At 43.2% G+C, this 23,519-nt stretch carries 15 protein-coding genes; 5 read left to right on the top strand and 10 right to left on the bottom strand.

The window, feature by feature from the left end; genetic code table 11:
• The first annotated feature begins 9 nt into the window (after positions 1-9).
• Positions 10-1,485 (top strand): FG-GAP repeat domain-containing protein, encoded by a 1,476-nt coding sequence (locus ACMH5P_RS05925; protein ID WP_459493417.1) that lies wholly within the window; start codon positions 10-12, stop codon positions 1,483-1,485.
• Here ACMH5P_RS05925 and ACMH5P_RS05930 read toward each other — a convergent pair.
• From ACMH5P_RS05930 to ACMH5P_RS05940, 3 genes are all read right to left on the bottom strand, one after another.
• Positions 1,474-4,959 carry a VCBS repeat-containing protein gene (locus ACMH5P_RS05930; RefSeq protein WP_459493418.1) on the bottom strand — a complete coding sequence of 1,162 codons (3,486 nt, stop codon included), beginning with the start codon at positions 4,957-4,959 and terminating at the stop codon, positions 1,474-1,476. The two genes, ACMH5P_RS05925 and ACMH5P_RS05930, sit on opposite strands and share 12 nt — an antisense overlap.
• Positions 4,960-5,038: 79 nt before the next feature.
• Positions 5,039-6,799 (bottom strand): RagB/SusD family nutrient uptake outer membrane protein, encoded by a 1,761-nt coding sequence (locus ACMH5P_RS05935; protein WP_459493419.1) that lies wholly within the window; start codon positions 6,797-6,799, stop codon positions 5,039-5,041.
• A gap of 32 nt (positions 6,800-6,831) precedes the next feature.
• Positions 6,832-10,068, bottom strand: a complete 3,237-nt coding sequence (locus tag ACMH5P_RS05940; protein ID WP_459493420.1) for a SusC/RagA family TonB-linked outer membrane protein — start codon at positions 10,066-10,068, stop codon at positions 6,832-6,834.
• A 520-nt stretch (positions 10,069-10,588) separates the two neighbouring features.
• Between ACMH5P_RS05940 and uvrC the strand changes: the two genes are divergently transcribed.
• Positions 10,589-12,406: an excinuclease ABC subunit UvrC gene (uvrC, locus tag ACMH5P_RS05945; RefSeq protein WP_459493421.1), complete on the top strand. Its 1,818-nt coding sequence runs from the start codon at positions 10,589-10,591 to the stop codon at positions 12,404-12,406.
• Here the strand turns inward: uvrC and nuoK are convergent.
• The 4 genes from nuoK to ACMH5P_RS05965 form a co-directional block, all read right to left on the bottom strand.
• Positions 12,403-12,708 carry an NADH-quinone oxidoreductase subunit NuoK gene (gene nuoK, locus ACMH5P_RS05950; protein WP_459493422.1) on the bottom strand — a complete coding sequence of 102 codons (306 nt, stop codon included), beginning with the start codon at positions 12,706-12,708 and terminating at the stop codon, positions 12,403-12,405. The two genes, uvrC and nuoK, sit on opposite strands and share 4 nt — an antisense overlap.
• On the bottom strand, positions 12,701-13,147 hold the full coding sequence (locus ACMH5P_RS05955; RefSeq protein ID WP_459493423.1) for an NADH-quinone oxidoreductase subunit J family protein: 447 nt from the start codon (positions 13,145-13,147) through the stop codon (positions 12,701-12,703). Before ACMH5P_RS05955 ends, nuoK begins: the two co-directional genes overlap by 8 nt.
• A 74-nt stretch (positions 13,148-13,221) precedes the next feature.
• On the bottom strand, positions 13,222-14,352 hold the full coding sequence (locus ACMH5P_RS05960; protein WP_459493424.1) for a 4Fe-4S binding protein: 1,131 nt from the start codon (positions 14,350-14,352) through the stop codon (positions 13,222-13,224).
• 1 nt (position 14,353) lies between these two features.
• Entirely contained in the window at positions 14,354-16,774 is a 2,421-nt protein-coding gene (locus ACMH5P_RS05965; protein ID WP_459493425.1) for an alpha-ketoacid dehydrogenase subunit alpha/beta, read from the bottom strand.
• Between the two features lie 158 nt (positions 16,775-16,932).
• On the opposite strand from ACMH5P_RS05965, the gene ACMH5P_RS05970 reads away from it, so the two are divergent.
• Complete coding sequence (locus ACMH5P_RS05970; protein ID WP_459493426.1) at positions 16,933-17,310, top strand: DUF1573 domain-containing protein; 378 nt, start codon at positions 16,933-16,935, stop codon at positions 17,308-17,310.
• 54 nt (positions 17,311-17,364) lie between these two features.
• On the opposite strand, the gene ACMH5P_RS05975 is transcribed toward ACMH5P_RS05970, so the two are convergent.
• The gene (locus ACMH5P_RS05975) at positions 17,365-19,218 is read right to left on the bottom strand and encodes a hypothetical protein (RefSeq protein WP_459493427.1); all 1,854 of its coding nucleotides are present in this window, start codon (positions 19,216-19,218) and stop codon (positions 17,365-17,367) included.
• Positions 19,219-19,222: 4 nt separating this feature from the next.
• On the bottom strand, positions 19,223-21,022 hold the full coding sequence (locus tag ACMH5P_RS05980; RefSeq protein WP_459493428.1) for a family 16 glycoside hydrolase: 1,800 nt from the start codon (positions 21,020-21,022) through the stop codon (positions 19,223-19,225).
• A gap of 138 nt (positions 21,023-21,160) precedes the next feature.
• Between ACMH5P_RS05980 and ACMH5P_RS05985 the strand changes: the two genes are divergently transcribed.
• Together ACMH5P_RS05985 and ACMH5P_RS05990 are read left to right on the top strand one after the other, a co-directional pair.
• Positions 21,161-22,225: a sensor histidine kinase gene (locus ACMH5P_RS05985; RefSeq protein ID WP_459493429.1), complete on the top strand. Its 1,065-nt coding sequence runs from the start codon at positions 21,161-21,163 to the stop codon at positions 22,223-22,225.
• 4 nt (positions 22,226-22,229) lie between these two features.
• Positions 22,230-22,991, top strand: coding sequence for a LytR/AlgR family response regulator transcription factor (locus ACMH5P_RS05990; RefSeq protein WP_459493430.1), 762 nt, complete (start codon positions 22,230-22,232; stop codon positions 22,989-22,991).
• Here ACMH5P_RS05990 and ACMH5P_RS05995 read toward each other — a convergent pair whose 3' ends face one another.
• On the bottom strand, positions 22,992-23,447 hold the full coding sequence (locus ACMH5P_RS05995; protein ID WP_459493431.1) for a hypothetical protein: 456 nt from the start codon (positions 23,445-23,447) through the stop codon (positions 22,992-22,994).
• Positions 23,448-23,519: the final 72 nt, after the last annotated feature.

Genomic DNA, 23,519 nt, shown 5'->3' on the forward strand with positions numbered 1-23,519 from the left:
GTAATGAAAATGAAATCCATTCTATACCTAAGTTTTGTCGGTTTATGGCTGATGGGGTGCCAACAAACCCAAGAAGAGAAAGAAGAGGCAATCGCAAAGAAGACCTGTGGCTCTTGCCATAAATTTCCAGAACCCAATCTTTTGGACAAAAAGACTTGGGAGACCGGTGTATTGCCCGAGATGTCTTACCGCTTGGGATTGGGGAATCGATTTGAATTAATGACGCGCATCTCAGAGGAACAATATCAAAGCGCGATGCAGCTCAATATCTATCCCGAGACCCCGACTATTTCACCCGAAGAATGGCAGGCCATTGTCAATTATTACACACGAAACGCCCCCGCGAAACCTACTCCACAGAAGAAAAAAGAATCGATCAATCTTGATGCATTCCACTTTAAGGTGGAGAATTACATCACCCCGAATGACCAAATTGCGGGGGTCACCTCCATTAAAATTCATCCGACCAAACCGGAGGTTTGGGTAGGTATGCGAACGCACCAAACGGTCGTTCTGGATAAAAACCTTAAAGCCAAAGGTCATTTCGAAACCCGGAGCTCTAATATTTCTACCCAATTTATCGGATCTCGTACCTTCCTAACGGGAATCGGGAAAATGTATCCCAATGACGAAAAACTGGGAACCATGTATGAATTACAGGGATCAAAGCCCGTAACTATTTTAGATTCACTGAAAAGGCCAGTTGACCTTCAGGTAGCTGATTTAAATGAAGATGGTATACTTGATTATGTCATTTGTGAATATGGCTTTGAACAGGGCCAACTAATCTGGTTAGACGGAAAAACAAAAGAAAAACATCCACTCAAAATGCAGGCTGGCGCCCGAAATGTCGTTATTCGAGATTTTACCGGGGAGGGAAAGCCTGATTTGATGGTCTTAACGGCACAATCGAGAGAAGGCGTTTCGTTGTTCATTAATAAAGGCAAGGGGGCTTTTATCGAAAAACCTTTGTTACAATTTGACGCTGTATTTGGAAGTAGTTACATGGAGGTAGCCGACATGAACAAAGATGGCTATGCCGACATCATCGTTTCGAATGGAGATAATGCTGATTACTCTTTCTCAAAGAAGGCTTTTCATGGTGTCCACATTTACCTAAATGACGGTCGGAACAATTTCAAAGAATCCTATTTCTTCCCTGCTTACGGGGCCTCGAAAACAATTGCGCGTGACTTTGACCAAGATGGAGATCTCGATCTCGCCATGATTGCCTTTTTTGCCGAAAACGATAAAGGGAAAAATGAAGGATTTCTGTATTTCCAAAATCAAGGAAACATGACTTTTAAAGTTAGTAATTTAGGCATCGCAGAGGGCCCACATTACATCGTCATGGACGCGGGGGACGTAGATAAGGACGGAGACTTAGATATTCTATTAGGAAATTACCAATTTGGCAAAAGAAAGCCAGGCGAGCATGTCCCACCTGGCTTACAAATGCATTATGTAAAGAATCTATTGCGCTAGTTTTGCCCCGGCGGGGATAAAACTTTGCCCTAGGTTACTTTGGCTCAAATAGGACGCTCCATAAGTCCATCCAATCTTTTGCTTACGGCCTTTAAATGTGTAGCTAAAGTCCTTCCCTGCCGGAACGGCCGCTTTTACCAAAGGCGCGACCGGCTTGAACACCTTCATCGCTCCTCGGTTTTGCAAAGCCACGTAAGCAAGCTCATTCCCTACTTGAATTCCGACGAAAGATTTAGCATCTCCTGGAACCAAAATCCCTGAATTAGGCATGTATTGAAAGCCCTTGGGACTGCCCAATAAAACGCCACCATTCGAAGCATCATAACGTCCCATGGCAACCTCATTCCCAAAGTTATTTCCGATGTAAATAATATCTAGGTAACCATCCTGGTTGGCATCCATGACCTGCATACCATTTAAGGCCGAAACCTGAGCCATGGCAGGCAATTCATGTAATTCGAATTTACCTCCCCCCTTATTCTCAATATACATGGAAGCATTTTCTGTTACAGATAATTTTTGTGCCTTTTTCTTCTCCGAATCATTCAAGAATGTTTCTTGAGTTACCTTGCCAAAATCCTTGTAATAAACGAATCTTGCACGTGTTGAATTCATTTGTTTGTGCGTGTCATCTTTTCCGAATAAAGGCGCAGAAACGGGAGTCCCCTCCGCATTTTGGAAATAGACAAACGGGAAAACATCGTAAACCCCATTTCCATCTAGATCGCCATGTACTACCTCGACAGGTTGTTTCGCACTTGCTCGCAATAGGGTATTTTTACCCATGTTTCCTGCGACAAAATCCATATCGCCATCTTGATCGAAATCAGCTGAGGTAATCGATCCCCACATCCCGGAGGCTTGCTCCAATCCCGTATCCGTCAATTTCTTCAAGCGGCCCTTTGCGTTTTCATAAACTTGAATAGGCAGAAACTCTCCAGCAACGATTAAGTCGGCCCAACCATCTTGATTGTAATCACTCCAAACCGCATCACAAATCAAAGCCTCTTGCAATAATTCTGGGGCTATTTGTTTCGTAACATCTACATACTTAATCTGCCCCGCTTTCGAATCATTTCGTAATAAACGAGAAACGGTTCCCTTAGGATACTGGAATGGAACGTTACGTCCACTAACAAACAGATCTAAATCCCCATCGTGGTCAATATCTGATGCCCGAACGGCTGAGTTACTCTCCGTAAAAATTGGCAACGCATATACTTGCAGCGTAAAATTGCCCTTACCATCATTCTGGTAAACAACGTCTTGAGAGGAACTTGAACCCACTTTTTCCTCTGTTCCACCTCGAGCAACATAGAGATCCAAATCGCCGTCCTTATCCATGTCAATCAATAAACTTCCCAAATCCTCTCCCAACTTCTTTGGTGCATCATAAGCTCCTTCTAGGAATTTCTTGGTAAATGTCCCATTCGCTTGTTGGAGATAAAATATCCCAGAATAAAATTTCGCACCTCCGACAAATAAATCCTCTCTACCGTCTCCATTCACATCCCCCACGGAGGCTCCTGGACCCAATTGAGACAATTTTTGTGGTGTCGTACTTTGGAAATTGAAATCGATAAAATCGTATTCTTTATGAATATCTGTTAATTGAACCGATTCACTAATATCTGTAAATAAGGCCTTCGGCTGAGTAAACAAGCTGACATAAGCCTGATTTGCTTTTGCCATCGAAGCATGAAGAACTTGGTTACTACCTGGATTCTTAATCACTTGCATGGAATCATTGGGCCATATAATTCGCAATTCCTTGATCTTTTGCTTGGCTCCTAAACCGATGTGAGCTACGGGCTCAACACTTGACAAATATCCACGATATGGATTATTCTCGTAATAAAAATGCGTCCCATCCACAAATTCGCCCTCAATGCGCGCGCCGATACCTTGTTTATTTAGTCCTTTCCCCTCAAAATTCACGCGGAGATAACGACCCTTTTCAGGACTTTCTTCCATCGTATTATTCTGATAGACAAAGGCTTCATCATTGATGTTATTTACTACATAATCCAAATCCCCGTCATTATCTAAATCTCCGTATGACGCACCATTCGAAAAAGAAGGAACATTGATTCCCCATACCGCACTTACATCCTCAAACTTTAATCCACCTTTATTTTTGAACGCATAGTTCTTGACTTTGATGACAGGCATTTGCTCTAAAAGCACCGCATCCGAAGCAAGCTGTTGGGCATCTGCCCGATAGGACATGAAATCCCGATCGGTAACATCACGCGGAAATCCATTCGTGATCAACAAATCACGATATCCATCGTTGTCAAAATCTGCCAAGGAAGGACACCAACTCCATTCAGTCTCTGCGACCCCAGCCATCAAACTCATTTCTTGGAAAGGCAAGGCCGCCCCTGCTGCACTTTTCCCCGAATTTACCTGCAAAGTATTTCGCATATATTGATAGGTATATCCATACAAATCAGAATTTTGATAGGTTTGATAACTATTAGGAGGCGCTAATTGCTTTTTGCGTTCATTGTCCTTCGGTAACATATCCAGCGCCACAATATCCTGTAAGCCATCGTTGTTAATATCCGCAACATCGTTACCCATCGCACTTAAACTTGTATGTTTAAAATACACTTTGGCTTGATCCGTAAAGGTACCGTCGTGGTTATTGATGTACAGAATATCGTCTGACAAATAATCGTTTGTCACATAGATATCTGGCCAATTATCTTGGTTAATATCACAGATATTAATTCCAAGTCCATAACCTTCAATCGTAATTCCTGCTTCTTTGGATACATTGGTATAAACGGGATGCCCCTTTTCTTTGGAGAAATCACAACGATAAAGTCGATCGGTATTCGGGTATAACCCATCCGTTACTTTAGCACGATATAAGGAAGGAAATTGATCAATAACGTCCGTCAAGACATACATGTCCAAATCTCCATCACGGTCGTAATCAAAAAAGGCAGTATGTTCACTATGTCCGGCATCATTCACACCATACTCGACTCCCATTTCCTTGAATGTCGGCGTACCATTTTTTACACCCTGGTGAACAAACAATAAATTTTCACGGTCTTTAATCGAAGTTTTCATCGTTGCTGAAACATAGATATCTAAGAGGCCATCTCCATTAATATCCACAATAGAAACACCCGAACACCAACGATTCTTAGTATCGATACCTGCTAGCTTGGAAACATCCTCAAATTTCATTTGACCCTTGTTCAGGTAAAGAGCTCCATTGGCCTGACTTCCCGAAAAGAATATATCCAGCAGTCCATCTTGATTAAAATCACCCATCCCTACGCCACTTCCGTTGTATAGGTATTCATACTTCAAAATATTGAGCGTATCGTTTTCAGCAATCGAATTTGAAAAATGAATACCGGTATCATCACCGGATAATTGCTCGAATGTGGTTTTATTCTTGCAAGATGCCAAAAGGCTTAAAATTAGGAAGGCAGATAATAAACGAGTATACATATTGGGCTAATTCTTTGAACTACTAAAATAAAAAAAGGTGGAGACTTCTCCCCACCTTTTTTTAATAAAAATCAATCGATTAATAACCAGGGTTTTGCTTCAATACAGAAGTACCTTGAATATCAATTTGTGATTGAGGAATTGGCAAGTAAGCATCTGTATCTTGGTAAGATGCACCACCAAATTTAGTTACTAATAACTTAGCTTCATGCTTCAAGTATGCATTCAAAGTCTTGTTTGCAGTACCCCAACGAACTAAGTCGAAGAAACGGTGACCCTCTGTCGCCAACTCCAATAAACGCTCCATACGAACGATCTTACGAGCGTTTGCTTGGTCGCCTAATGAAGAATAGGTCGAGATTGAATAGTTTGCTTCGTTAGCACCTGTCTTCGCATTCTTAACAAATCCAGCTGGATTTGCAGCACGAGCACGAACTTGGTTGATGTAACCCAATGCAGTCGCTAAGCTTCCTGCTTCGATTTCAGCTTCAGCAGCCATCAACAATACGTCCGCGAAACGGATGATGTTGAAGTTCATAGTCGCATAACCACGAGTCCAAGAAGATCCATCAGTCAAGGTATTCTCTTGACGCTTGTAGTAGATATACTTCTTAGGTGAATATGGACCAGCATAAGGCTGAGCACGAATCCAGTTAGCACCTGGATGCTCAATCCAGTCTAAGTATTGGATACCACGACGACCGATCGTGTGGTCAATACGTGGATCTAATGGATCAGCATCCTCAGTGAATGGAGCTGAAGAAGCAACACCATAGTCATGCTTCACTGCATTCGCAGCCAAGTTATAATCTGGAGTACCATCCGCTTGCTCACCCAATAATGGAAGACCTGAAGCGTCTACACGGTATGCATTCGCCATCGAGAATGAAGGCTGGAAGAAACCGCAGCAGTTACCAGGACCATCAGAACCTGTGTTGTATGGGTAGTTCAAGTCATCGAATCCGTTCGCGTTGTTCACGTTACCTGTGTTCATCGCAGATTGAACCGCAAATACAGCCTCCTCGTTGTTATCATTCTCCGCGTTGAAGATTTCAGCAAACTTAGAAACTAGACCGTATTTCTTTCCATTCGTAGTCTTACCATTAGCAATTACCGTAGTAAAGATTGCTTTTGCATCAGCAAATTTATTCTGATACAAATATGTCTTACCTAAGTAAGCACCTGCTGCCCACTTGTTTGCACGACCTGCAGAAGAAGAAGTCTCTGGCAAGTTGTCGTAAGCAAATTTGAAGTCAGCTTCTATTTTACCCCAGATATCTGGTGAATTAGGAACTTTCTCAATTCCCTTTCCGTAATCTTGAGTTTCATCTACATATGGAACTGAATTAAACAAACGCTTCAATTCGAAGTAGTAGTGTCCACGTAAGAAACGAGCCTCCGCTACAACACGAGTCTTGTCCGAAGCAGATAATTCCTTCGAACCATTCGCTAAGTTGATCGTCGCATTTGCACGCGCAATACCTTCGTATTTTGCTTGCCAAGTTGAGTTCAAGTCTCCGTCTACTGCAGGAACCTCGTAACGTTGCATTACGTTGATGTTTGAGTAGTCACCTGGGTCAGTACCCTTGTTACTCTCGCCACCACGAATAGAACCCCACACCCAGTTGTTAGGTGCAGCCAAACGAGAGAATCCTTTACCTGCCAACTGTGCATAAGTACCGATCAAGGCACCTTCCACACCAGCCTTTGAAGATAACTGCGCCTGAGCCAAAGAAGCTGTCGGCGGAACCTCCAAAAACTGATCCTTACAAGCGAACGTCAACATAAACGCTGACGCGCTAACTAAACTTAATCGCTTTAAAATCTGATATTTTTTCATGTTATTAATTTTTAAAATTGGCTTTCGCAAAATTAGAAATTCAAGTTGATAGAAGCAGTAAATGAACGCGTAACTGGGTAGTTACCTACGTCAATACCAAAGCTTGTATCAGCAGCTCCACCAACTCCTGGATCCAATCCTTTATACTTAGTGAAAGTAATCAAGTTGTTACCTGAAACGATCAACTTAGCATTTTTAACTCCGATTTTAGAGATGATGCTCTTAGGGATGTTATAACCTAAAGAGATATTTTGTAAACGGATGTAATCACCGTCCTCTACGTACCAAGAGTTTTCTGCTGCAGAAGTTGAGATGTTAGATGCTGATTCCCAAATTGGTGCTTCAGCAGCGTTACCCAATGCTGGAGTCCAAGATTGTTTCGCACGTACACCTTTTCCTGATCCTTCGAATGTTCCGTAGAAATCAGTAAACCACTTAGACTGGTTCCAAATTTTGTTTCCAGCAGAAGCATACCAATACATGTTCAAATCGAAATCTTTGTAAGTCAAACCTACGTTAACACCACCAGTGTAAGTTGGTACTGGTGACCCTAAGTAAGTACGGTCAGCAGGAGTAATCTTGCCATCACCGTTGGTATCCGCATAACGGAAACGACCTACACCCTTACCTGATTGCTCAGGAGAAGACGCTACTTCAGCAGCTGAGTTAAAGTATCCGATAACTTGGTATCCGTAGAAAGAAGACAATGAACGTCCGATTTCCATACGAATTGGGTTAATTCCACGGAATGAACCACCAATTAAGTTCGTGATACCTGGCGCAAATTGAACGATTTCGTTCTTCAAGAATGAGTTATTGAATGTCAATTCATACTTGATGTCAGAAGTCAAGTTACCACGGTTGATGATTTGCATATCAATACCTTGGTTACGCATTTTTGCTACGTTAACTGAAGGTGCAGACGCTGCCGGACCAACAACCGCTGGAAGTGGTACGTTGAACAACAAATCCTCTGTATCTTTTCTCCAAATATCAAATACAACTTCCCACTTACCATTTAACAAGGTTGCATCAACACCGACGTTAGAAGTTACTGCAGTCTCCCACTTCGCAGCAGGGTTACCGATACGTGAACGGTAATAACCCTCGTTCGCTCCAGATGATTGACCATCTATTGGGTAGAATGAGTTACCTCTGTTCGCAGCATATAAAGAGTACTGGTTAGCTGGGTCTACGTTGTTTGAGTTACCCATTGTACCCCAACCACCACGGATTTTCAAATCTGTGATTGCAGGAAGATCCTTCATGAATTCTTCTGAAGTCACACGCCAAGCAGCTGAGAATGCTGGGAAGATACCGTAACGATTCTCAGAACCGAAACGAGATGAACCGTCACGACGAACAACCCCTGTGAAGTAATACTTCTCGTTGAAGTTATAATCTAACTTACCGAATACCGAGAAGAAGTTAACACCTGAGAACAAGTTTGAGTTAACAACTGGTGACTGAACTGAGTTCATTGTCACGAAATCCAAGTCCATTGAGAATGGGTTAATACCTGAACCGTTGATTGAACGACCAGCTCCTGTATTCAAGGCTTCTAAACCAGCTAACACTTTGAAACCATGCTTTCTCCACTGGAATTTGTAGTTCGCTGTGTTAGTCATTACCCAAGCAAATGAGTAAGCTTGACCCTCAGAGAATGAGTTCGAAGCCTCTGGCTCAGAGTCTCCTAAGTAACGGTAGTTGTAGTTCTTGTAAGCAGAACCGTTGTATTGACCACCGATGCTTGTACGCAATGTCAAATCTTTGATTGGCTCATAGTCAACATAAATGTTACCTACTGCGTTTGCATTGTAGTTATTATCATTTGAGTTGTTCAACACAATTTGACGAACTGGGTTACGTGGGTTGTTGAAACCTGCAGCCTTTGTCGACGCATAAGCACCAAACTCATCAAATACTGGAATAACCGTTGGCATACGATAAGCAGATAAGATTACTGACTCATCACCTGCAACACCTAAACCGTTGTTACCACCTGCTTGACCACGTACCGAACGGTAAGTGAACTGCAAGTTCTCACCAATTTTCACTTTCTTTCCTAAGCTAAACTCAGAGTTGAAACGAGCTGAATAACGAGAGAAATCATTTTGAATCAAGATACCATCTTGCTTTTGACCCGATAAGCCTAAGTAGAAACGGCCTGACTCAGAACCTCCTGAAAATCCTAATGAATGACGTTGAGTTGCACCCAAACGTGTAATTTCATCATACCAGTTAGTACCCGCCTTGTTTGCTTTAATTAAGAAAACGTTCTCTGGGTTTGCAGCACGTGCAGCTGTAATTGCTGCTAAATCTACGTTATTTACGGCATTTTGACCATTTGCATGCAAATAAGTTGGAATAACCGCTTGTGCAGAAGAACCATATTGAGGGTGAGTGTAAGCAACAGCAGTACCGTTAGCAGCTGCGTTGTTACGATATGCTACGTGTGTCCAATCTGCTTGCTCTTGTGGAGTCAACATTTTTGGAGCACCTGCTACGTTTGGATCTGTAGCACCGTACATACCATTATAAGTAATGCTCAAACCTTTCTTACCACGTGAACCTTGCTTGGTCGTATATACGATTACACCATTGGCTGCACGAGCACCATAGATAGAAGCCGCAGCCGCATCTTTCAATACAGTTGTTGACTCGATATCATCTGGAGATAAGAAATCAGTAGAACCAACGGGAACCCCATCCACTACGTATAGAGGCTCGTTACCACCGAAGGCACCAAAACCACGTACACGAATGATTGAGTTAGTTCCTGGCTGACCGTTTGTGATCAAAGTCACACCGGCAACACGACCTTGCAACATTTGCTCAACGTTACCCGTTGGTGCAATTTGCAAATCCGCCGCCTTAACGATTGAAGCAGCCGCAGTTGACTCCTTTTTGTTTGTCACTGAGTAACCCGTTACGATTACTTCGCTCAATTGAGACACATCTTCATCTAAAGAAACTGCGATTGAAGATTGAGATCCCACTGAAACCGTTTTTGTTTTGTAACCTACTGCTGAAATTGTCAAAACAGCGTTACCCGATTTAACGGTAACCGAGAATGCACCATTAGCATCTGTTGTAGCTCCAGTCGTTGTTCCTTTTACAGCAACACTCACACCTGGAATTCCTTCAGAGTTCGCATCAGTAACCTTACCTGTTACCTTACGATCTTGCGCAAATGACGAAAAACTCCCTAGCATCACAATCGCGAGCAATAAGAAGCTTCGAAGACTTTGGTAAAAATTGTTTTTCATAATACGTTTTAATTAGTTTTCTAAATAAGATTTAAATGATTTTAATCGAGTTTTTGCTTCAATAACTGGTCTCCTTTCTTTTTTAGTTAATTAATAGGTTTATAAATGATAAGTTAAAATAGGTTTAAAAGCTCTTCTTTAAATAGTACAATAAATAGGCTTAAAGGTTAAACTTTCAATTTATCGGAATCATACAATATCACAACTGTTCTATGCTGTTCCAAGCCCTCAAATATGTATAAAGGCAAGAACTCTTGCAAATTTTTTAATGATATTTTTTAACTTTTTAAAGCAAAAATGTCATTTATTCACTAAATGCGCTTTAAATGAGCCCTATTTTATCAATTTCATACATTGAAATTCAATAAAACGGGAACGAAGCCGATGTAAACGATTACAATTCCTGCGACCAAATCGGTTAATAATCCTACAAACTGTCCTTTTCTTGCGCTTTGTCTAAAATTTACAATTGTCCAAAAAATCCAAAAGCACATTCCATATAATTCCCTAATTTTGAGACATGTCCAACTTCGATCCGAAAAGCATCTTACCCACGCTCCCCGAACAACCAGGGGTTTATCGCTATTTCGATGAAACGGATACCATTATATATATAGGGAAAGCCAAAAATCTCAAGAACCGGGTCAGCAGCTATTTTACTAGCATCCAAAACCACAATACCAAAACCCGGAAATTGGTACAGCAAATTCGCAAAATTGAATTTACCATTGTCCATTCCGAGTTTGACGCACTACTATTGGAGAACACACTCATCAAGCAGTACCAACCCAAATACAACATCCTTCTGCGTGATGATAAAACCTATCCTTTTATATGCCTAACGAATGAAGACTTCCCTCGCCTCATCACCCTGCGGCGCATTGATCATAAAATAGGCACCTTCTTCGGCCCCTTCGCAAATCCCAAGGCAATGAACAGCCTGTTGGAAATGCTTCACCAATTATACCCCATTCGAACATGCTCACTAGCCTTAAAGCCTAGTAATATCGAACAAGGAAAATTCAAAGTCTGTCTCGAATACCATATCGGTAATTGCAAAGGCCCCTGTGAAGGCCTACAATCCGAAGCCGATTACCTCGTGTACATCGACCAAATAAGCAACATTCTCAAAGGCAACTACCAAAAACCCAAAGGCCTCTTCATCGAACGCATGCAAAATGCCGCGTCACGTTTAGCCTTTGAAGAAGCCCAGGAATGGAAGGAGAAATGGGAACTCCTAGAAAACTTCCAAGCTAAATCCACCGTCGTTAATCCCGCTATCCATGACGTGGATGTCTTTACCATGGTCTCCGACGAACAATTGGCTTACATCAACTTCATGAAAGTCATCAACGGTACCATCTTGCAATCACAGACTTGGGAAGTCAAGAAAAAACTCAACGAAGACGAAGCTGATTTATTGACGATGATGATTTGGGAGAAGCGCGACCAATTTCACAGTGAAGCGAAAGAGATTCTCACCAACATCCCAATGACTATCGAATTCAAAGGAGCCAAAAATACAATCCCACAAATGGGGGATAAGAAAAAGCTTCTCGACATGTCATTGAAAAATGTCCTTTACTTCCGAAAAGAAAAGGCCGACCGAAAAGCCGCCGAAGAAAGTGGAGGCGACCGCAAAATGCGCGTGATGCTCACCTTGAAAAACGATTTGCGCTTAACTCAATTACCTAAACGCATCGAATGCTTCGATAACTCCAACCTGCAAGGAACCAATCCCGTGTCCGCCATGGTTTGTTTTATCCAAGCCACCGCTGCTAAAAAGGAATACCGACTATTTACCCCACGTACAGTAGAAGGACCTGACGACTTCGCCACCATGCATGAAGTTATCACCCGTCGGTACACCCGCCTCCTCGAAGAAGAAGCCGAATTGCCCGACCTCATTATTGTCGATGGAGGTAAGGGCCAACTCAGCGCTGCCTGCGATGCCTTAAAAGCCATCGGCCTGTACGGACAAATTCCCATCATCGGAATCGCCAAAAGATTAGAGGAAATCTACTTTCCCGAGGATAGCCTACCCGTATATATCGATAAGAAGTCTGAGTCACTCAAATTGATCCAACAACTCCGGGATGAGGCACACCGCTTTGGCATCACTGCCCATCGAAATCGGCGAAGTAAAAATTTCCTCGTCAGCCAACTCGAAGAACTCGAGGGCATCGGCAAACTCACTGCACAAAAATTATTAAAACATTTTGGGACCATTCGCCAGATGTACGAAGCCCCGATGGATGAACTCGAAAAGGTTGTAGGAAAAGCCAAAGCCCCAATGCTCCGAAGCCAAATCAAAATATGGCTCGACGAAAAAGCCTAATCTCTCGATTTAAATCGTCCAATATCAATATGCTGTACTTGACGGTAGACCTGTATCACCAAGGCCAAAGCTACAGCCATCTCACAAACCCCTACCACCAAGACAAAGATTCCAAGCATCAAACCCTGATTCGAGCTGTCATGCCTCGAAAAAGCAATCAAATTTAAATTAGCCGCATTCAACATCAACTCAATACCCATCAATACGAAAATGGCATTTCGTTTCAGCAATAGCATGCTAAATCCTGTCGCAAACAACAAAGCACCCGCCCATAAAAACAATACTAAGGGTATCTCAGTCATGATGCTTAGCTATATAAGTCGCGCCAATCAAGGCGATTAATAAATAAATCCCAACAAGTTCAAAGGGCATAGCATAATCGGTCAACAAAGCCACACCGACAAAACTTAGTTTAGACCCTGAATTGGCAATCTCAGCACCTTCAAAATTTCCTCGGCAAATCACCCAGACCAAGGAAGCAAATACAATTCCGCCGATCAGTAAAGGCCAAAACCGTGAAGACTCCTCGGTAAGCAAATCATTTTGATTTTTATCCCCACGTCCCGACTGATTGGTCAACATGATTCCAAAAAGAATTAGGATCAACACGCCTCCTACATAGACCAACAAATGAGAAACCGCCATGATATCCGCATAGGCTAACACATACAGCCCAGCCAAACCCAACATGGTCATAAACATAGCCAATGCCGCATGCAAAATGTTTTTCGTCCATAGCATTACCAACGCACTTCCGCACGTGAGCAAAACCAGAAACAAAAAAGCTAGGATAATGGGAGACATGGGCTTAGATGTTAGTCATTAGACGTTGGACTTGGGTCATCAGACTTTGGAATGACTGGCTTTTTAAAACTAGGCTTGAACGCAGGCTTCGGTTTAGTCGTTGGACTTTGGTCATTGGTCATTAGACCTTGGAATTCAGACTCCGAACTATCATTATCCACCTTCGGACTCTCCCCTTCCTCCTTCGGACTTACGACTTCGGACTTCGGACTTTCCCCTACGGACTGTTGACTAGCCACCGCCTTTGGTTTAAACCCGGGCTTAAACGCAGGCTTGGATTTAGTCGTTGGACTTTGGTCATTGGTCATTGGACCATGGAATTCAGACTCCGAACTATCATTTTCCTCCTTCGGACTCTCCCCTTCAGACTGGGGACTAGCGACTAGCGACTGTTGACTAGCCACCGCCTTCGGCTTAAACCCGGGCTTGAACGCAGGCTTGGATTTAGTCGTTGGACTTTGGTCATTGGTCATTGGACCTTGGACTTCGGACTCCGAACTATCATTATCCTCCTTCGGACGCTCCCCTTCAGAAAGGGGACTAGCGACTAGCGACTGTTGACTAGCACCCGCTTTCATCTCCGCCTTCTCCGCTACAAACTGCTCATACAATTTCCGCTTCTCATCAGCCTGCTCAGGCGTCAAATTGGCAAATGAGAAATTATGATCTTTGACCTCAAATACGGAAAAATCATATTCCGAAGTCATGGTTAAACATTCCGTCGGACAAACCGTCGTACACAAACCACAAAAGCAGCATTTCGACATATCTATGTCAAACTTAGCTGCATACAAACGAATTGGCGAACCATCAGAAGTATGCCCCACCAAGCCTGTAGCTTTAATCGGTTCAATATCAATACAATCTACCGGACAAACCTTCACACATTTATCACAAACGATACAATCGTCCATCTCATTGTGCAACTGATAACGCCCATTTACCGGTGTTGGAATCTCAACATTGGGATATTCCAAAGTTACAATTCCATCTGGATTCTGAAAATATGCCGAATCTTGAATTTGATGTACCGAACGCCGCTTTCTCGCATTCCAAGCATGTTTCCAAGTCAACGCCATCCCCTTGCGGGTGCTTTGAACCACCTCGAAAATCTCCTTGAAATAGGTTCCAATCGCAGACATCTTAAAAATAAATTGCTGGGAATGAAGAGGGATCAGACTCCCGCATCATTTCATAAACTGTATCTACAACATTCTCCACATTAGGCTTAGAGAAATAGTCTCCATCCGAACTATAGGCAGGACGATGAGGCCTAGCCGCCAAACATCTGGCTGGACTATCCAACCACGCAAAAGCTCCCTGCTTATCCAACACCTCCTGCATCATATAAGCCGAGGCACCTCCCGGCATATCCTCATCCGCAAACAAGACACGATGCGTCTTTTGAATCGACGTCAAAATATGATGATACCGATCAAATGGCAACAAGGTCTGCACATCAATTACCTCCACCGAAATACCCATCTCAGACAATGCCTCCGCCGCTTCCATAACGATCCGACACATCGAACCATAGGTAACCACCGTTAAATCATTCCCTTCACGTAAGATTTCGGGCACCCCCATAGGCACCACCAATTCCTCTAAATTAGCAGGCATCGGCTCCTTTAAGCGATATCCATTTAAACATTCCACAACAAGTCCCGGATCATCCCCGGCCAATAAGGTTCGGTACATACCCGCAGCCTGTGTCATGTTTCTAGGCACACAAAAATGTACCCCACGCAAACCGTTCAATAACACCGCCATCGGACTGCCCGAATGCCAAATACCCTCCAATCGATGCCCACGTGTACGCAAAATCATCGGCGCCTTTTGACCTCCTGCCGTACGATAGTGCAAACAGGCCCAATCGTCCGACAATACCGCGAAGGGATAAAAAATATAATCCAAGTATTGTATCTCCACAATCGGACGCAAACCACGCATGGAAGCCCCCAATCCCTGACCCACAATACTAATTTCGCGAATTCCCGTATCTGTAACTTTCAAAGGACCAAATTTTTCCTGCAAGCCCGCTAAGGTTTGATTCACATCCCCGATTTGACCGACATCCTCTCCCAAAATAAACACGCGAGGATCCTCCAAAAACTTCGAAAAACTCTTATTCAAAATCTCCCGACCATCCACCATCATAGGCTCCTTGTCATATACCGCCTTTACCTCCTGAATTAATAGCGGACTATCCTTCGATTCGCTCATCTGATGCGAACTAAACCGGCGGTGATTCCGCGCCTCTAATTCAGCTAACCACTTTCTCAGCAACTTGACTGCAGGTCCCTGAAAGAAGCGGAAGGCCCGCAATGCCTTACGACCCGCACGCACCAAATCACTAAATATCGGATAAGGCAATTCATTCAATTCCGCCAAAATAGGCTCCAACAAGCCCGGCTCATTCGTCGAATCATAAAGATTCTTCGCTATGCGTAAAAAAGCTTTCTTATCAACATCAATCGCCGCCATATAGGCCGCAAAAGCTTCTTTTTGATACTTCCTCGCTAAAGCCGTCGACTCCACATCAATGGCCTGTATCTCCTCCTCTGTCGCAAAACCCTGTGAAACAATCCAAGCAGCAAAATGTAAATTACAATCGGCATCCTGCTCGAATTGAAGGCGATCAGCCGACTTATATCTTTCGTGTGAACCAGACGCCGAATGACCCTGTGGTTGAGTACATTCTATCACATGAACCATACATGGCACCATTTCTTCACGTGCCAAACGAGCAGCCCGCTGATATGCGTCAATTAAGCCTGGATAATCCCAAGCCTTCACCTGAATAATCTCTAATCCCTTCTCCGTGTCCGTTCGTTGATAACCAGACAATGCCTTCGAAATGGATGACTTAGTCGTTTGATATTCAATCGGAACCGAAATACCATAGCCATCATCCCAAACCGAAAAAACAATCGGAACCTGCAGAACTCCTGCAGCATTAATACATTCCAAATACATCCCCTCCGAAGTCGAGGCATCCCCGATCGTCGTAAAACAAACCTCTTGACCACCCTTCGAAAACAAGGCGCTATGGGCTTCCAAATCAGCACGCTCACGATATAATTTGGACGCATATGCAATTCCCAAAGCACGTGGTGCTTGGGCTGCTGTAGAAGATATACCTGCAACCGAATTATAGCGCGTAGTTTGATCAATCCACTCTCCCTTATCGTCCAACCAGCGGGTGGCGTGATGATTATTCATCTGCCGACCGCCTGAATGGGGATCGAATTGAATATCGGGATGTCCGTACAATTGTGCAAAATATTGGGGCCAGGTTAAATCACCGATAGCCACCCCAATCGTCTGATCACGGTAGTAACCCGAGACATAATCCCCAGGCTGCATGGAACGCGCCAAAGCCAATTGGCAAAGCTCTTTTCCATCCCCGTAAATTCCAAATTTAGCCCGTCCTGAAAAGACTTCCTTTCGAACCAACATACTGCATGCTCTACTGATTGAAGCGAGCCGGTAGTCATCTAATACCCTTTCAGGATCAAATGAAATAGCAGGATTAGAAAAGGAATAATGATTCAACGAAGTCAACGGTATCCTGTTAAATTTAACATGTAAAAATACAACAAAATAATCGGCGACCAAATAAGTCCTAAGCCATTTATTTCAGAAAAACTCGAACATTTCTTTTGCCGAATCTTTACATTGTTTTAGATTTGCCCACTTAGTAAACCAAAATAAAAACAACCATGAAGAAATTTTTAGGCGTGTTAGCGCTAATCATTGGATTCGCTTTTCAATCAAATGCACAAGGTGCTATCAAATTCAAGTCGGAAAAACACGATTTTGGTAAAATTGTCGAAGGAACGCAAGCTACTTACAGCTTTGAATTCACGAATACAGGTAAAGCACCCGTAGTTATCTCCAACGTACAACCTTCTTGTGGTTGCACAACACCGGAATGGACTCGTGAGCCAATTATGCCAGGAAAAACAGGGAAAGTAACCGCGTCTTACAACTCAACCGGTCGCCCAGGGAACTTTAATAAATCCATCACTGTGGTAAATAACGGAGAGGTTCAGCAAATCCAATTGTTTATCTCAGGTACGGTTCAGCCCAAGAAATAGGCCAAAATTATCACAATCAAAAAAGGGACACTCACTCGAGCGTCCCTTTTTTATTTAGTCGTGATTCAACAGTGCTTTACCGCGCAATCCATTAATCCACGAAGCTATCTTCAAGACATCGCCTGCTGGCACATGACTCATTGGCGCCATCTCCGTCGCATAATCCGGCCAATTCTGCGGATTAGGCTTATAAACCAATTCCAAGATTTGTTTATCCGTATAATTGCGCTTCGCGATATCTGCATACGAAGGACCTACAACCTTTGCCTCTTTGGCATGGCAAGCTAAACAAGTATGTTTCTTCAATAAAGCCATCGCCTCCGCATCGCTAATCACAGTTGTTTTTGCTTTCTTGGTGGGCTTCGCCTCAACTTGCTTTACCTCAGCTACCTGTACCGGACGATTTGCACTTTGCACGGATAATTTGCTCCCTGATGGAATTTGATTTAAGGTATAATAAGCTGTTTCGTGCAAGAGTGGCTCTCCGGCTTCGTTGCGAATGCCTTCCAATTTAAATTCATGGATGTAATATTGACGTAGGCCATCGATCACCAAACGCACTTTACGCTTGTCGGATGAAACATCCACCGCAGCGATCTTCAAATCTTTCAATTCAATAATCGGGCTTCCGTACTGATGTTGGTATTTGTAGATATACGATCTCAAGGCATAAGACGCTGCCTTTTTGACCGAATTCACATCCACCGCCTGCGTGAAGCTGATCTCAAAACCATCCGGTCTTGCTTGAATATCTTGAATTTCAAATGGCATCACTCCATTCCAAACCAGACGCTGCAAACCAAACTCCTCCTTACCCGTAGAACCCCATCCACGTGATGTCATCCCGACGAACATCGACCCATCTAAGCCAAATCGCTCACGTAAAATACCCGACTGAAATCCTTCCCGGTAATTGATACAAAATCCTTGATAAACCCCATTCACTTTTTCCAAACCCATGCGCATCACCTTGGATTGCCCTTGGTCGGCCACAAAGTATTGCCCCGGGAATGGACTGAATTTCCCGCGCGTGGTATCTTGTAAAATATCGGAAGTCGAAATACCCATAATTGCATGCGGAAACCAAACAGCTGGTAACTTCAAATTCTTCACCTTGGCTGCCGCCTCATACATTGGAGCACCATTATCTTGGATCTCCTCTAGGGTTAGACGGAAAGGACTATTCGGCTCTTTGGCCCATTTTAAACCACCTGGATTTCCTGCAAAATCACCTTTTGCCAAGTGAGTTACACGTCCAGATCCTACCCAATCCCCTTGATTCTCGCCATAAAAAATATCCCCATCTTGATTAATGCTGTAACCCGCAGGAGAACGCAAGCCTGCTGCGAATGGCTCCAAAGTACCATCCGGATGAATCTTTACTAACCAACCGCGCCATTTAGCGAATTTACCCTCGCCAAATCCAACCCATGCTAGGTTTAGCGTAACGAGCATATCCCCGTTTTTGTCGAAGACAGGCCCATAAGTGTACTCATGGTAATTTCCCGACAACTCAAATTGATAAATCGGTTCATACAAATCCGCCACGCCGTTGCGATCGGTATCCGTAATTTTCGTCAACTCCCCACGCTGTGAACAATAGAAAGCCCCATCCTTGTAGGCAAGCCCCAATACCTCATGCATACCCGAAGCGAAGCGCTTGTAATGCACCTGATGATTCGTGGTTTGATATGGATTTTCGATAATCCAAATCTCTCCCCGACGCGTACTTACGGCCAATCGGCCATCTGGCATCGTGGCAATCCCCCCTATCTCCAAATAGATTTCCTTCGGAATCGGAAGGGTTTTAATTTCATAATAATCCTTTTCCGTTTTTTGTGCCGGCTTCTGTGCAATAGCACAAATAGAGATTAATAATAATGCGATTGTATAGTGTATGTTTTTCATCTGCTTACCAAATCAACTGATACGAAATTTCATTTCCCTGCACCGGTATACGCTGCTGCTTCAAGCCATTTTTCGGACTTAATACCTCACCTGACCGACCATCCCACTGAACAAAATAGGATTGACCTTGTAAGCCAATTAGATTCGGCTGAACATGAGCAATGCCATGATAGCTATTGCCTAACACCAATTCACCGGCCGATTGCATGGAGCTCGTTGACTTATAAGTCAAGGTCCGCTCGAGACCCGTTCCAGATGCGTTTGGACGAATGTAATCCTCCAGCATTAAGTTGGCAGCAGGCCATTGATACATAAATACCGGTCGGCCGTCCTTCAAACGGAAACCTTTATAAACAAGCTCTGTCGAATCAGCTTGCACCTGATGTGCTAAAACCAATGGAAATTGGCCATCCAATGAAACCGAAACACCCATAGGCTCAGAGGTTTGTGGCTCACCACGATTCTCCCACATTTGAGTCGCATTTAAGAAGGGGCCACGCCATATATGAAGTAAGGCCCCTTGTTTCAAATCATAGGAATAATGCATTCCCGAGGGATCTCCCACTTGAATAACATGCGTCTTTTTCTTTCCTTGATGAAAGGCAAATGAACGCTGGAATACAGGCTCAGCATTTGCTTTTACTTCAATGAGTCCGACCGCTTCTGGGTCAGGTAAAGAAGTTCGCTCATGCATAGCAACTGGGTGAGAACCGATACGCTTAACATACAAACCCAAGGCCTGCGGACCCCAAGGAAAATCCTTAATTTGAATGACCTCTAATTGATGCTTGCCAGCTGTTAACTTCGTTTTGGCCGACACCATTTCGGAATACCAATGCGCTCCTTGATTAAGTTCGATCCCATCTACTTTCACCACACCTGAACCGGTCCAGTATGACTGAAATTCGTATTCATCTGTTTCAGGCACCTCAATCTCCGATTTATAATGAATCAGATAATCATTTTTAGCTTTGATAACCTTATAGGTCAAGCGATCTAATTTTCCAGATTCAACGGCCTTAGCATTGCCAATGACAGGTTCGGTAAATTTACCTGTGTAATAATCAAAAGTTACCGGACCCATCTTGACAGAGGGTTTATCATAGGTTTCGTAACGAATGTTTTTAAAAGCGACTTGCGTATGATCACCCTGCACAAGAATAGGTGCCGAGGCAACTTCTTGGGTAGATACCGCGCCACGCGTTACACCCAGCACTTCGATATTCTCATGAATTAATATGCCGTTAAGTATGACTTTCTTAAAGATCGCATTTTGAATTTTCTTACCATTAGCATCGAAACGAGGCGCTTGAAAATCGATTTCCATGGTTTGCCAAAGGCCTGGCGCCTTCGAAGCATTTTGCATCGGTGCATAGCCCTCATAACCTTCTTTTCCCTTACCGCGTGCATCATCCCAACGCTCGTAAATTCCGCCACAATCACCAAAATTCAACTTCTTTTTACCCCATGAATCAGCTAATTGAACTTCATAGCGACTTTGCAGGTAAACGCCTGAATTCCCTTTTTTAGGCAACATAAAGTCAAACATCAAATGAATATCTCCATGTGAAAATCCGAAGCTAAGATCATCCGTGCGATGGTACTTCCCGTTTCGGATGGTGTTTACTAAAATACCCTTCCCTGTAGCTACTTGAAAGGAACTGTCGGAGTAGGCAGCCTGTACAGCTCCCTCGATGGTCCAATTAGCACTTGGAGACTTAAAGGCGGATAAATCAATGAGGTTAACCGGTTGTTGGGCCAAACAGGCCCACGACAATAGGCTGAGCAAGAGAATGTTGCGCATAAGCATAGTTAAAAAGGTTCTTCTAGCAAATCTAACAAAAAAGTATGAACTATTTCATCGGCACAATCAGTATACTGGTAGCATATTTTCAAAGAATATTTTGCAAATTGTTTACTTCGAATCCAAATTCGTGAATACATGGCAAAATTCAAGTTACTTTCGAGGCCCATTTTATTGCATCTCCTGTTCTGGGCATGTCTTTTGGCATTGCCGATTCTATTAGGACCTAGCTCGCAATCACAAAACCCGGAGGAAATCCAACGTCATTTTCAGTGGAATTTATTCTTTTTCGTATTTGGATTAGCCAATATTCCCATCTTCTACATCAACACGGAAGTTTTAATCCCGAAAGTCCTCAAACGCCAAAAACTCGTTGTTTACCTGCTTTTCCTAGTAGTTGGGTATTTTATCATGGTGGGGTTAAATGATTTAATTTTTGAAATTCTCTTCAAAGATTTAACTCCCCCACAACGCCCTCGAGGAGGTGGTGGCGGCATGAAGCGATTCACCTACCTACGGATTATTTTTCAATACCTTTTCATCATCGCTATCGGAATCAGTTACCGATTCTTGTCGGACAATATGAAGGAACAAGAGGCCAAAAAAGAGGAAGAAAACGAGCGCTTGAAATCGGAACTTTCCTTTCTTCGTTCGCAAATTAGCCCGCATTTCATGTTTAATGTGTTGAATAGTATCGTTTCACTTTCAAGGAGAAAACCGGATAATGTGGAGCCCGTCGTAATCAAATTATCGGAATTGATGCGTTATATGATTTACGAGACGAGCGACGCCAAGGTAGCCATCCTAAAAGAAGCAAACTATTTAGAGTCTTACATCGAATTGCAGCGTTTACGCTTTGGAAACGATATCGAGATTGAATTCAAAAACGAGATTTCAGGCTCCTCGGGAACTATCGAACCCATGTTGCTCATCCCCTTTGTGGAAAATGCCTTTAAGCACGGGGTGGGAATGATGGAGAAACCCACAATTACCATTCAACTCATCGATAACACACAATACCTTCACTTTGTCGTAAAAAACAAAATAGGTCCCCATTCGACTGAGAAAAAAGATGAGAGTTCGGGAATTGGGTTGACGAATGTGCGAAGACGTTTGGAATTACTTTATCCCGAATCCCATAAATTGGTCATCACCGAAAAAGATAATACCTACTTGGTCGATTTGATGATCACACACAGCTAATCCAATGGAAGAAAACGAACAATTTTCAGAACTGCCCAGCACCATCTTAAGGTGCATCGCCATTGACGATGAGAGTTTGGCCTTGGACTTGGTGGAGGACAACATTGCCAAAGTACCTTTTTTGAAATTGGAGGCGCGTTGCCGAAATGCCTTTGAAGCGATCGAATACCTACAAAATAACGCAGTAGACCTCATTTTCTTAGACATTCAAATGCCCGGTTTGACGGGTGTACAATTCTTGGAAGGGCTGACGCAGAAACCGATGGTGATCTTTGTGACGGCTTACCAACAATACGCTTTGGAGGGTTTTAACTTGGATGTAATCGATTATGTCTTAAAACCGATATCGTTCGAGCGATTCCTCAAGGCGAGCCATAAAGCCTTGGATTTCTACAAGAGCAAGCAAGCGCTGTTGGGCAATTTGAATAAGCCGGAGGTGAAGGCAGATTATATTTTCATACATGCCGACTACTCCCTCATGAAAATCATGTTTGAGGATATTTTATACATTGAGGGTTTGAAGGATTACATCAAAATCCATTTGCGGAATCAGAAATTCCCGATTGTTTGTCGGATGACCATGAAGCTAATCAGCGAAAAACTACCATCAGATGAATTCCTGCGGATACACAAATCCTTCATCGTTTCGCTGAAAAAAATCGAATCCATTCGGAATCAAAAAGTCAAAATTGGGGAGAATCATATCCCGTTGAGCGATTCATATTCCGAACAATTCTATCAGACGATTGGCTACCAAAAAGAGTAATTATTTTAGCTTCTTTTTCCCAAAGTGGTAATTCACCCCTAACCAAGCACGCAATAAACCCGTTTGCACTTTGGAATCAGTGTAGGGAGTTACCTCAAAATTCAAACCGAGACGAGGTACTGCTGTGAATGGAAACGCACGCACGCCTACGCTCCCGTAATATCCCTTCAGAATCGAGGATTGGTTGAACACATTGGACATCCAGCCCACATTGACTCCACCCCCTACATAAAATAGAGCATCTTTGGTTTTGTGAACAGTAAGCATTGGGCCAAATTCAGACGTCAAAGCGGATGTCGCTGAATTCATTTGCATACGCATTTCTGCCCAAGCTGTGTTTGTCGGATTCGTCGAAATCGCCAATTGGGAGTTGAAAGGGTAATAGGAAATGGATTGTGCTTGAACGAGGCATGTGGAGGCAAACAAAAAGCCAAGAATGGCGAGTGATTTTTTCATCAAATAGGGTTTTGCGTTACGAAAATCGGAGGTTTTGATTGGGACTAACAATTTATGTAACTTTGATTTTTG

Source organism: Aquirufa sp. 5-AUSEE-100C1, assembly GCF_054558655.1.